Genomic DNA, 10,072 nt, shown 5'->3' with positions numbered 1-10,072 from the left:
CCGGACGGCAAAGCATCCCGGTGCGACGAATCAGACGCGACGACGCTTCGGGGGGCGAGCGCCGTTGTGTGCCTGAGGGGTAACGTCCTGGATCGAGCCGACCTCGAGGCCAGCGGCCTGGAGGGAACGGATCGCGGTTTCACGGCCGGAGCCGGGCCCCTTAACGAAGACGTCGACCTTCTTCATGCCGTGTTCCTGGGCGCGACGCGCGGCCGCCTCTGCTGCAAGCTGCGCAGCGAAGGGGGTGGACTTACGCGAACCCTTGAAGCCGACCTGGCCAGACGAGGCCCAGGCGATAACGGCACCAGTGGTGTCGGTCAGGGAAACGATGGTGTTGTTAAACGTCGACTTGATGTACGCGTGACCGTGGGTGACGTTCTTGTTGAGCTTGCGGCGCGGCTTACGAGCAGCACCGGAGCGCGAAGTTTTTGCAGCTGCCATTGTGTTTAACAGTTCCTTCTTCAGTCGTATGAAGAACTATCCGCCGTAAAGGCTGGAAGTCCTTAGGCCTTACTTGGCCTTCTTCTTGCCTGCAACGGTGCGCTTCGGGCCCTTGCGGGTGCGAGCGTTGGTCTTGGTGCGCTGACCATGGACCGGCAGGCCACGACGGTGGCGAAGACCCTGGTAAGAGCCAATTTCGATCTTGCGGCGAATGTCAGCCTGAACTTCGCGACGAAGGTCGCCCTCAACCTTGAAGTTCGATTCGATGTATTCACGGAGCTTGACGAGATCTTCCTCGGTGGCGTCCTTCACGCGGACGTCCGGGCTGACACCCGTTGCTTCGAGGGTCTCGGCCGCGCGGGTGCGGCCGACTCCGTAAATGTAGGTAAGTGCAATCTCCAGTCGCTTTTCACGGGGGAGGTCGACACCGGCAATACGTGCCATGTTGTTGGTGCTCCAGTTGTTCTTCGGAGGTCGTCATCACATCTTCCGGATGAGCTATCCGGCCTCGGCCTCCGAACCGAGGGTCGCGTATTCGCGCTTGATGTGATCCTGTGGGCTGTTGTGCCCGGGTCAGCTACGTGAGGATTTCAGCCCTGACGTTGCTTGTGCCTGGGGTTGTCGCAGATGACCATGACATTGCCGTGGCGACGAATCACCTTGCACTTGTCACAAATCTTCTTGACACTCGGCTTGACCTTCATGGTTATTCCTCCACCGTCCGTAGACGGTCGTGTCGGGGTTTACTTGTAGCGGTAGACGATACGGCCTCGGGAGAGGTCGTAGGGGCTCAGTTCGACGAGAACTCGATCCTCGGGGAGGATTCGAATGTAGTGCTGTCGCATCTTTCCTGCAATGTGGCCGAGCACAACGTGCCCATTGGCCAGTTCCACACGGAACATCGCGTTCGGCAGGGCCTCAACGACCGTGCCTTCCATTTCGATGACGCCGTCTTTCTTTGCCATATCCTCCGTCTGTCCTCTACGTTCTTCGGATGAGTCATGGCCCAAGGGCCACGGGGCGCATGCAACACGTACGACACAGCCGACATGCGACACGCCCGAAGATCTAGAGTACAGCAAAAGCACATCCCTCTGGTAGTTGACTGCCCTGTCGACTGCCTCACCTTCGGCCGGATTCATCGACAAGGAGGGAAGCGCTGGCCAAGTTCATCGACGAGGACTCGAGCGCGGGCCGAGTTCATTGACGAGGACGAGAGCACGAGCCGAGTTCATCGACAAGGAGGGAGCGGTGCAGCGGACGAGACAAAAGGCTTAGTCCTTTTCTCCCCTACTGTGATGCCTTGCCGTTTCAATGACACCTGGAAGCTACGACACCTGGGAGCTGCACAGAGCATCACCATCCCCGCATCCCACACAGCATCTTCTGTAACGAAAGTGGCCCCTCCGTCTTGAAAACATGGAGATACTGGGATCACCTGCCTCAAATCAACAAAGGAGTTGTCATGACGCACAGACTCAGACGCGCGGTGGCGTCATGTTCATAAACGGCAGAGCATCAACCGGTAGCGCTGCCTGGTGGAACGTCGGCTTCGCCCTCTGTCTCGTAGGCGTCGCGTTGACTGCACCGCGCTGGAACTGGATCTTCTGGGTGGGCGCCCTCGTCTACATCGTCCGCGCCTTGGTCATCGTCGCGAAGAGCCACAGCTCCTCGAAGAAATCGGGACATTCCACGGACGAGCACTCCCCCCGCTAACGGATCGGTCGGCCTGGGCTCAGTCGATCACCGATAGCCCAACCTGATACTCCGGCAGGAGAATCGCAGAGTCGCGGGGCACGGACAAAGATAAGTATCCGCGTCGCTGTGCGCATTGTCGCACCACGCTTACGGCGCTGACTTCGCCTCGAGGAGCAGAGCCAGCGTTGCGACATCTGTGTCAGAGCTCGATCGGTTCGACCCCGAAAGGCGCGAGCCCGGTCTTTCCATAGTCGGGGGCGGTGAGCACGCTGATGCCGTCGTCGAGGATCGCGACCGTGTGCTCCCAATGGGCGGCGTCCGAACCATCGACGGTACGGACAGTCCATTCGTCAGACTCAGTGAGGGTCTCGATCGAACCCGACGTCAGCATCGGCTCAACCGCAAGGACCATACCGGGCTTCACGCGCGGGAAGATTCCACGAGCGTCATAGTTCAGGACCTCGGGATCCTGGTGCATCGCGGTGCCGATACCATGGCCTGTATATTCCTCGATGATGCCGGCTTCCCAACCGAACTCGTCGTCATACTTGGCAACGACTTCTTCGACGGCGCGACCGACGCTGGAAATGCGACGCCCCTTTTCGAGGGAAGCGAGAGCTGCCCACAGAGACTCGCGCGTCACAACGTCCAGTTCACGGCGACGCTCCATCGTGGCCTCGTCAACTCCCTGAGGGTGAGCACCCGAGCCACGCTTTCCTGCCATGAAGGACTCGTCGTCCACCCACTCGTCACCAACGATGATGGAGAACGCCGCGTCACCGTGCCACTGCTTGCCACCGTGAGACACCCACGCACCGCAGTCGAAGGAGACGATGTCCCCATCCTTCAGCTTCTGCTTGCCGGGAATACCGTGGACGACCACATCATTTACCGAGATGCAGACCGTGGCTGGGTAGCCGTAGTAATTGAGGAAGTTCGAGGTCCCTCCCCCGCGCCTAATCGCGTCGGCAGACACTTCATCCAGTTCAGCCGTAGTCACACCAGCGCGCACCGCTTGGCGCAGGCTCGCGTGAATGTCAGCAACAATCAAGCCAGCTTCACGCATCCAGCGGATCTGGTCTCGAGTCTTCAACTCAATACGCTGCATAACGGTCAGTTCTTCGCGACAGAATTGAGGACAGTGAAAATACGCTCGGTCACTTCGTCGATCGAACCCGAACCATCAACAACCTGAAGCAAATCATGGTCGGCGTAGTACGCCGCAACCGGTTCTGTCTGCTGGTGATAGACCTCAAGGCGGTGACGCATGACAGGCTCAGTATCATCGGTGCGATGCTGTTCCTCGGCACGCTTCATCATGCGGGTCACAACTTCGTCCTCATCAACCTGGATTTCAAGAACCAGGTCAAGCTTGATGCCGACCTCTTCGCACATGTCGGCAAGCACATGAGCCTGCTCCACGTTGCGCGGGTAGCCGTCAAGAAGAAAACCGTTCGCAGTGTCCGGAGCAGACAGACGCGCCTTCACCATCGCATTGGTCACCGAGTCAGGAACGAACTCACCACGGTCGATGAATGCCTTGGCCTGCAGGCCAATCTCAGTGCCTTCAGACATATTCGCACGGAAAATCTCTCCGGTAGAAATAGCCGGAATACTCAGCTTTTCCGCGATGCGAGTAGCTTGCGTCCCCTTGCCTGCTCCGGGCGGACCCAGAAGAACCATGGCGGTCATTGTAAGAATCCTTCGTAGTGATGCTGCTGAAGCTGAGTATTAATCTCCTTCACGGTCTGCAGACCGACGCCCACAATAATCAGAAGCGTCGTGCCCCCGAACGGCATCTGCGACTGCGAAATCTTCAGGGGGATAATAAGGAGTGACGGCAACAGGGCAACGATCACAAGGTAGAGTGCGCCGGCACTCGTAATGCGGTTGATGACGTAGGACAGGAACTCAGCGGTCGGACGACCTGCGCGAATACCCGGAATGAAGCCACCGTAGCGCTTCATGTTGTCAGCAACCTCTTCGGGGTTGAATGTAATCACCGTGTAGAAGAAGGCGAAGAAGAGAATCAGGAGTGCATAAATCGTGAGGTAGACCCACGATCCCTGATGTAAGTTCGCCGAAATCCACTGAACCCAACCGTCGGTCTGGGTACCAAACTGAGCAATCATCAACGGCAACGCAAGAATCGACGAGGCGAAAATAACCGGGATAACGCCAGACATATTGATTTTCAGCGGGATGTACGTCGTCGTGCCACCGTACTGGCGACGACCGATCATGCGCTTCGCGTACTGAACTGGAATGCGACGCTGAGCCTGCTCAATGAACACCACGGCGAGCGTAACGGCGAAGAGGAGCAGAAGGATCGCGATCACGGCACCCCACTTGCCAGACTGACCGATGGCCAGCATCTGGGAGGGAAGACGGGCAATGATCGAAGTAAAGATAAGGAGCGACATGCCATTGCCGATGCCACGCTCGGTGATCAATTCGCCGAGCCACATGACCACGCCGGTACCCGCCATCATGATGATGATCATGATAAGGAACATCCACCAAGAGTCATCTGCCAAAACGTTCGCGGAACAACCGGAGAACATACGTCCGGTGCGAGCCAATGTCAGTGTTGTCGTGGCCTGTAGAACGCCCAGGAAGATCGTCAGGTAACGCGTGTACTGCGTCAGCTTGGCTTGACCGGTTTGTCCTTCCTTATGGAGGTCATCGAAACGCGGAATGACAACACGCAAAAGCTGAATGATGATCGACGCTGTGATGTACGGCATGATGCCGAGTGCGAAGATCGATAGCTGGAGCAACGCGCCACCGGAGAACAGGTTCACGAGGTCAAGAAGATTCGCTTCTTCCTGCTGAGCCAGACATTGTTGGATCGCGGTCGAGTCAACGCCGGGGGTCGGAATGTATGAACCCAGGCGGAACATCGCCATGATAAACAGCGTAAACAGCAGCTTACGACGAAGGTCAGGGGTGCGGAACGCCTGTGCAAATGCACTAAGCAAGGCTTCCTCCTACGGGTAATGGGAATGCTGGAGCATGTGCCCTAGCGACCGTGTCAGACTACCGGAAAAATGGCTCCGTGTAGACATCGGCCTTGGGTTCAAAGGTTCTGCGAGGAACCGTCTATCAGTTTAAGACACTAAAAGGGGGTGATCCGGGTTGATGCCGGACCACCCCCAATCAGCTGTCAGCGTGCGGAAATGGTTCCGCCAGCTGCGGTGATCTTCTCCTGAGCAGAAGCTGACCAGGAGTCAACTTCGATCTCAAGCTTGACGGTGAGCTCACCGGTGCCGAGCACCTTAACCGGAGCGCCGTCACGAACCGCGTGCTTTGCGACAAGATCCTCGACCGTCACCTTGCCACCCTTGGGGAACAGTTCCTCAAGCTTGGCAACGTTGACGACCTGGTACTCAACGCGGAAGGGGTTCTTGAAGCCACGGAGCTTGGGCAGACGCATGTGAATCGGCATCTGGCCACCTTCGAAGCCTGCTGCCACCTGGTAGCGAGCCTTCGTACCCTTGGTACCGCGACCAGCCGTCTTGCCCTTGGAGCCTTCACCACGACCAACGCGGGTCTTGGCGGTCTTGGCGCCGGGGGCTGGACGGAGGTGGTGCAGCTTAACGATCTGCACCTTTTCGCCTGTTGTGGACTTGGAGTCCGCCATGGTCAGTCGACCTCCTCAACGGTCACCAGGTGACGAACCGTGTGAACTGCACCGAGAACGGTCTCGGTGTTCTCACGGACGACGCTCTGGCCGATCTTACGCAACCCGAGGGTGCGCAGAGTGTCCTTCATGTTCTGCTTGGCGCCGATCGACGACTTGGTCTGCGTGATCTTGATGTTCGCCATCACTCATTCACCCCCGCGGAAGCCTTTTCTGCCTCAGCCTTTTCAGCCTTGGCCCGCTTCTCAGCTTCACCCTCTGCGCGTGCGCGGAGCATCGAAGCCGGAGCAACGCGCTCCAGCGGAAGACCGCGACGTGCTGCAACAGCTTCAGGCTGTTCCAGTTGCTTGAGGGCATCAACAGTCGCGTGAACGATGTTGATTGCGTTGTCAGAGCCGAGCGACTTGGTGAGCACGTCGTGCACGCCAGCTGCCTCGAGCACTGCACGAACCGGACCACCGGCGATAACGCCGGTGCCCGGTGCTGCCGGGCGCAGAAGCACGGTGCCGGCGGCATCGTGACCCTGAACCAGGTGCGTGATAGTGCGGCGGATCATCGGAACGCGAATGAAATTCTTCTTCGCTTCCTCAACGCCCTTGGAAATGGCCTGGGGAACTTCCTTGGCCTTTCCGTAGCCAACACCGACGGTGCCTTCGCCATCGCCCACGACAACCAGAGCGGTGAAGGAGAAACGACGTCCACCCTTCACAACCTTGGAAACGCGGTTGATGGTCACAACACGTTCGATGTATTCATTCTTTTCGTTGCCACGACGTGTATCGCGGTCGCCACGACCATTACGGCGGTCGCGACGCTCGCCGTCGCCCGAACGCTCAGAGCCTTCCTGACCGTTCCTGCCTCGCTGCGGTGCAGCCATCAGATGATCTCTCTTTCCTTCGATCCGGTCACAGCTCGAGGCCACCCTGACGGGCAGCTTCGGCGACGGCCGCAACGCGGCCGAAATACTTGTTGCCACCACGGTCGAAAACGACGGCGGTGATGCCGGCCGCCTTCGCACGCTCTGCAACGAGAGCGCCAACCTTGGTTGCCTTTTCGGTCTTCGTGCCAGTCATGGTTTCGACGCCGGACTCGAAGTCGGAAGCAGAAACCAGGGTGTGACCGACGGTGTCGTCGATAACCTGAGCAACGATGTGACGATTCGAGCGGGTGACGACCAGGCGCGGACGCGCCGGGGTACCGTTGATCTTCTTGCGAAGGCGAATGTGACGACGCTTGCGAGCGACGAACTTGCCCTTGCCCTTGACCGTGTACGCCATCACTTACCAGCCTTTCCGACCTTGCGACGGATCGTTTCGCCCACGTAGTGGATGCCCTTGCCCTTGTAGGGTTCAGGCTTCTTCAGCTTGCGGATGCGAGCTGCGGTTTCGCCAACGAGTTGCTTGTCGATGCCGTGGACCGTGAACTTGGTCTGCGACTCAACGGTGAACTCGATGCCTTCCGGAGCTTCGACCGGAACGGTGTGCGAGAAGCCGAGAGAGAACTCGAGGTTCTTGCCCTTGGCGACCACGCGGTAACCGGTACCGGTGATTTCGAGTTCCTTCTTGTAGCCCTCGGTCACGCCAACGATCATGTTCGCAATAAGGGTGCGAGTCAGACCGTGGAGCGAACAGGAAAGGCGCTCATCGTCCGGACGGGAAACCAGAATCTGACCGTCTTCAATAGCCACCGTGATGGGGGCTGCGACGGTGTGTGAAAGTTCGCCCTTCTTGCCCTTCACCTTAACGTCTGCACCGTTAACGGTGACGTCGACGCCTGCGGGGATAGCAATGGGTTGCTTACCGATTCGCGACATTGTTCAGCCTCCTGTTCACCAGATGTAGGCGAGGACTTCCCCACCTACACCCTTGTCGGCTGCCTGACGGTCGGTGAGCAGACCGGAGGACGTGGACAGAATTGCCACGCCCAGGCCGCCGCGAACCTTAGGCAGGTTGGTGGACTTGGCGTACACGCGCAGACCCGGCTTGGAAACGCGCTGCAGACCCTGGAGAGCCGCTTCGCGGTGCGAACCGTACTTCAACGTGATGGTGAGGGTCTTGCCCACGCGGGCATCCTCAACCGAGGTCGAAGCAATGTAGCCCTCTTCGACCAGAATGTTTGCGATCGCGTTCTTCATCTTGGAGTACGGCATGGAAACCGTATCGTGATGCGCACGATTCGCGTTACGCAGACGCGTCAGCATGTCTGCAATGGGATCAGTCATTGTCATTGGGGAAATTCCCCTTCCTCGTCGTGGTTTCTCCTTTTGAGACCTACGACGTCAGTGTTTTACCAGCTGCTCTTGGTGACTCCGGGGAGTTCGCCAGCAAGGGCGAGCTCTCGGAGGCAAACGCGGCACAGGCCGAACTTGCGGTATACCGAGTGGGGGCGACCACAACGGTTGCAACGCGTGTATGCACGAACGCCGAACTTCGGCTTACGTGCGGCCTTGACCTTCAGGGATGTCTTCGCCATGGGTCAGTCCTCCTTGAACGGGAATCCGAGATGACGCAGGAGCGCACGGCCCTCATCATCGGTGGAGGCCGAGGTAACGACGGTGATATCCATACCGCGAACTCGGTCAATCGAATCCTGGTCGATCTCGTGGAACATGGACTGTTCCGTCAGACCGAAGGTGTAGTTACCGTGACCGTCGAACTGCTTGGCCGACAGACCGCGGAAGTCGCGGATACGCGGAAGAGCAGTTGAGAGAAGACGATCGAGGAATTCCCACATACGATCGCCACGGAGCGTGACGTGAGCACCGATGGCCTGGCCTTCGCGTAGCTTGAACTGTGCGATGGACTTCTTTGCCTTGGTGGTCACGGGCTTCTGGCCAGTGATAGCGGTGAGGTCGCGGATTGCGCCCTCGAGTGCCTTCGAATCGCGAGCTGCCTCACCCACACCCATGTTCACGACGATCTTGGTCAGACCGGCAACCTGCATGATGTTCTCATGCTTGAACTCGGTGCGGAGAGCGTCACGAATTTCGGAGACGTACTTTTCCTTGAGACGCGGGGTCATGTTCAGATCTCCTTGCCCTGCTCGATGCCGCGCTTGGCGCCACCGCGGGTCACGCGAACGCGGACGGTGCGGGTGCGGCCATCGCGCTCGACGACATCCTCGCGGAAGCCGACGCGCACGCGCTGCTTGGTTTCGGGATCGACCAGTGCGACCTTTGCGATCGAGATCGGGGCTTCGATGGTCTCGATGCCGCCGGTCTGCCCCTGGGTCTGGCCCTGGCGAACGTGACGGGTCTTCAGGTTGATGCCTTCGACGAGAACCTTGCCCTCAGCCGGGAAAACCTTGATGACGCGTCCCTGCTTGCCCTTGTCGCCAGCCTTGAGGGGTTCGAGGCCCTCGGCTGCACGGCGGGCGTTGCGCTCTGCGAGCTTCTTCTCGTCGGATGAACGACCGCGAACGACCTCAACCAGGTCACCCTTACGGATCTTGGCTGCCATCAGATCACCTCCGGTGCGAGCGAGACGATACGCATGAAGCGCTTGTCGCGCAGCTCACGGCCGACTGGGCCGAAGATACGCGTGCCACGCGGTTCGCCGTTGGAATTGATAATGACGGCTGCGTTCTCATCGAAACGAATGTACGAACCGTCGGGACGGCGGGTTTCTTTGCGAGTGCGGACTACGACTGCCTTGACGACTTCGCCCTTCTTGACGTTGCCGCCGGGGATTGCGTCCTTGACGGTGGCGACGATGGTGTCGCCAATACCCGCGTAGCGTCGAGCCGAGCCACCGAGCACGCGGATGGTCAGGATTTCCTTTGCACCCGTGTTGTCGGCGACCTTAAGTCGCGACTCCTGCTGGATCATTTTCTATTGACTCCTGTTGTCGAGCTGGTTCTGTTGGGAGCATTACTTCCCTCGAGCCTTGCCGAACGTGCATGAACTATTGCGCATCGATGCCGACAATAGTGAGAACGCACCACAGGATTAAATATGGTGTTGCTCGCTCTCACTACCGACGCGAGGCACAGTGCACCTTGCGTCACGCAACCCTCCAAGAGTACCCCACTTCCCCACTGACTTGAAACCGCCAGTTTCGTGAGGTGTGCCCCATCCACCGCGCTTGTTCGCCAACATCCCCTCCCTCCACCCCGCGCTTGTTCACCGTTTCGAGTTCACGAGGCCACGCAGCTTCATTAACCAACACACGCGAATAGGCGCGAAGAACGATGTTCGATTTCTTGAACAAGCGCGGCCAAAAAAGGGGTGGCCAACAGTGAACAAGCAGGTTCAAGCGTGGACAAGCGCAGTCACCTTGAGGCGCTATTTCG

18 protein-coding genes are annotated in these 10,072 nt (G+C 58.7%); 1 reads left to right on the top strand and 17 read right to left on the bottom strand.

The window, feature by feature from the left end; all coding sequences use genetic code 11:
• Positions 1-30 precede the first annotated feature (30 nt).
• From rpsK to infA, 4 genes are all read right to left on the bottom strand, one after another.
• A complete protein-coding gene (rpsK, locus tag AC5RE1_RS03700; protein WP_006681473.1) occupies positions 31-441 on the bottom strand; it encodes a 30S ribosomal protein S11 in 411 nt (136 codons plus the stop codon).
• 69 nt (positions 442-510) lie between these two features.
• Complete coding sequence (gene rpsM / locus AC5RE1_RS03695) at positions 511-885, bottom strand: 30S ribosomal protein S13 (protein ID WP_006681474.1); 375 nt, start codon at positions 883-885, stop codon at positions 511-513.
• Positions 886-1,031: 146 nt separating this feature from the next.
• Positions 1,032-1,145, bottom strand: a complete 114-nt coding sequence (rpmJ, locus tag AC5RE1_RS03690; protein WP_003790577.1) for a 50S ribosomal protein L36 — start codon at positions 1,143-1,145, stop codon at positions 1,032-1,034.
• A 39-nt stretch (positions 1,146-1,184) separates the two neighbouring features.
• A complete protein-coding gene (infA, locus tag AC5RE1_RS03685; protein WP_040318576.1) occupies positions 1,185-1,406 on the bottom strand; it encodes a translation initiation factor IF-1 in 222 nt (73 codons plus the stop codon).
• Positions 1,407-1,938: 532 nt separating this feature from the next.
• On the opposite strand from infA, the gene AC5RE1_RS03680 reads away from it, so the two are divergent.
• Positions 1,939-2,157 (top strand): hypothetical protein, encoded by a 219-nt coding sequence (locus AC5RE1_RS03680; protein WP_219585415.1) that lies wholly within the window; start codon positions 1,939-1,941, stop codon positions 2,155-2,157.
• Positions 2,158-2,338: 181 nt separating this feature from the next.
• On the opposite strand, the gene AC5RE1_RS03675 is transcribed toward AC5RE1_RS03680, so the two are convergent.
• The 13 genes from AC5RE1_RS03675 to rplN all read right to left on the bottom strand — a co-directional run bounded on the left by AC5RE1_RS03675 (position 2,339) and on the right by rplN (position 9,608).
• Complete coding sequence (locus AC5RE1_RS03675) at positions 2,339-3,247, bottom strand: type I methionyl aminopeptidase (RefSeq protein WP_493938359.1); 909 nt, start codon at positions 3,245-3,247, stop codon at positions 2,339-2,341.
• Positions 3,248-3,252: 5 nt separating this feature from the next.
• Entirely contained in the window at positions 3,253-3,831 is a 579-nt protein-coding gene (locus tag AC5RE1_RS03670) for an adenylate kinase (RefSeq protein ID WP_006681478.1), read from the bottom strand.
• Positions 3,828-5,120 (bottom strand): preprotein translocase subunit SecY, encoded by a 1,293-nt coding sequence (gene secY / locus AC5RE1_RS03665; RefSeq protein WP_006681479.1) that lies wholly within the window; start codon positions 5,118-5,120, stop codon positions 3,828-3,830. The genes AC5RE1_RS03670 and secY overlap by 4 nt, the downstream gene beginning before the upstream one ends.
• Positions 5,121-5,305: 185 nt before the next feature.
• Positions 5,306-5,782 carry a 50S ribosomal protein L15 gene (gene rplO, locus AC5RE1_RS03660; protein ID WP_006681480.1) on the bottom strand — a complete coding sequence of 159 codons (477 nt, stop codon included), beginning with the start codon at positions 5,780-5,782 and terminating at the stop codon, positions 5,306-5,308.
• Between the two features lie 2 nt (positions 5,783-5,784).
• Positions 5,785-5,970, bottom strand: coding sequence for a 50S ribosomal protein L30 (gene rpmD, locus AC5RE1_RS03655; protein ID WP_179369897.1), 186 nt, complete (start codon positions 5,968-5,970; stop codon positions 5,785-5,787).
• Positions 5,967-6,659: a 30S ribosomal protein S5 gene (gene rpsE / locus AC5RE1_RS03650; protein WP_006681482.1), complete on the bottom strand. Its 693-nt coding sequence runs from the start codon at positions 6,657-6,659 to the stop codon at positions 5,967-5,969. The genes rpmD and rpsE overlap by 4 nt, the downstream gene beginning before the upstream one ends.
• A gap of 28 nt (positions 6,660-6,687) precedes the next feature.
• Positions 6,688-7,059, bottom strand: a complete 372-nt coding sequence (rplR, locus tag AC5RE1_RS03645) for a 50S ribosomal protein L18 (RefSeq protein WP_006681483.1) — start codon at positions 7,057-7,059, stop codon at positions 6,688-6,690.
• Positions 7,059-7,595, bottom strand: a complete 537-nt coding sequence (gene rplF, locus AC5RE1_RS03640; RefSeq protein ID WP_006681484.1) for a 50S ribosomal protein L6 — start codon at positions 7,593-7,595, stop codon at positions 7,059-7,061. The genes rplR and rplF overlap by 1 nt, the downstream gene beginning before the upstream one ends.
• 15 nt (positions 7,596-7,610) lie before the next feature.
• Positions 7,611-8,009 (bottom strand): 30S ribosomal protein S8, encoded by a 399-nt coding sequence (gene rpsH, locus AC5RE1_RS03635; protein ID WP_006681485.1) that lies wholly within the window; start codon positions 8,007-8,009, stop codon positions 7,611-7,613.
• A gap of 59 nt (positions 8,010-8,068) precedes the next feature.
• Positions 8,069-8,254: a type Z 30S ribosomal protein S14 gene (locus AC5RE1_RS03630; RefSeq protein WP_006681486.1), complete on the bottom strand. Its 186-nt coding sequence runs from the start codon at positions 8,252-8,254 to the stop codon at positions 8,069-8,071.
• A gap of 3 nt (positions 8,255-8,257) precedes the next feature.
• Positions 8,258-8,803, bottom strand: a complete 546-nt coding sequence (gene rplE, locus AC5RE1_RS03625; RefSeq protein WP_101627638.1) for a 50S ribosomal protein L5 — start codon at positions 8,801-8,803, stop codon at positions 8,258-8,260.
• Between the two features lie 2 nt (positions 8,804-8,805).
• Positions 8,806-9,240, bottom strand: a complete 435-nt coding sequence (gene rplX, locus AC5RE1_RS03620) for a 50S ribosomal protein L24 (RefSeq protein ID WP_006681488.1) — start codon at positions 9,238-9,240, stop codon at positions 8,806-8,808.
• Positions 9,240-9,608 carry a 50S ribosomal protein L14 gene (rplN, locus tag AC5RE1_RS03615; protein ID WP_006681489.1) on the bottom strand — a complete coding sequence of 123 codons (369 nt, stop codon included), beginning with the start codon at positions 9,606-9,608 and terminating at the stop codon, positions 9,240-9,242. The genes rplX and rplN overlap by 1 nt, the downstream gene beginning before the upstream one ends.
• Positions 9,609-10,072: the final 464 nt, after the last annotated feature.

The organism is Actinotignum sp. usb-actsch-rep-73 (assembly GCF_059082735.1).
This window is presented reverse-complemented; position numbering and strand designations above follow the sequence as displayed.

Coding starts and splice junctions, on each gene's coding strand:
- rpsE (WP_006681482.1), bottom strand. CDS start 6,659: ATGGCTGCACCGCAGCGAGGCAGGAACGGTCAGGAAGGCTCTGAGCGT.
- rpsK (WP_006681473.1), bottom strand. CDS start 441: ATGGCAGCTGCAAAAACTTCGCGCTCCGGTGCTGCTCGTAAGCCGCGC.
- rplR (WP_006681483.1), bottom strand. CDS start 7,059: ATGGCGTACACGGTCAAGGGCAAGGGCAAGTTCGTCGCTCGCAAGCGT.
- AC5RE1_RS03680 (WP_219585415.1), top strand. CDS start 1,939: ATGTTCATAAACGGCAGAGCATCAACCGGTAGCGCTGCCTGGTGGAAC.
- rpsH (WP_006681485.1), bottom strand. CDS start 8,009: ATGACAATGACTGATCCCATTGCAGACATGCTGACGCGTCTGCGTAAC.
- rplN (WP_006681489.1), bottom strand. CDS start 9,608: ATGATCCAGCAGGAGTCGCGACTTAAGGTCGCCGACAACACGGGTGCA.
- rplE (WP_101627638.1), bottom strand. CDS start 8,803: ATGACCCCGCGTCTCAAGGAAAAGTACGTCTCCGAAATTCGTGACGCT.
- rplO (WP_006681480.1), bottom strand. CDS start 5,782: ATGGCGGACTCCAAGTCCACAACAGGCGAAAAGGTGCAGATCGTTAAG.
- rpmJ (WP_003790577.1), bottom strand. CDS start 1,145: ATGAAGGTCAAGCCGAGTGTCAAGAAGATTTGTGACAAGTGCAAGGTG.
- rplF (WP_006681484.1), bottom strand. CDS start 7,595: ATGTCGCGAATCGGTAAGCAACCCATTGCTATCCCCGCAGGCGTCGAC.
- AC5RE1_RS03630 (WP_006681486.1), bottom strand. CDS start 8,254: ATGGCGAAGACATCCCTGAAGGTCAAGGCCGCACGTAAGCCGAAGTTC.
- rpsM (WP_006681474.1), bottom strand. CDS start 885: ATGGCACGTATTGCCGGTGTCGACCTCCCCCGTGAAAAGCGACTGGAG.
- rplX (WP_006681488.1), bottom strand. CDS start 9,240: ATGGCAGCCAAGATCCGTAAGGGTGACCTGGTTGAGGTCGTTCGCGGT.
- AC5RE1_RS03670 (WP_006681478.1), bottom strand. CDS start 3,831: ATGACCGCCATGGTTCTTCTGGGTCCGCCCGGAGCAGGCAAGGGGACG.
- AC5RE1_RS03675 (WP_493938359.1), bottom strand. CDS start 3,247: ATGCAGCGTATTGAGTTGAAGACTCGAGACCAGATCCGCTGGATGCGT.
- infA (WP_040318576.1), bottom strand. CDS start 1,406: ATGGCAAAGAAAGACGGCGTCATCGAAATGGAAGGCACGGTCGTTGAG.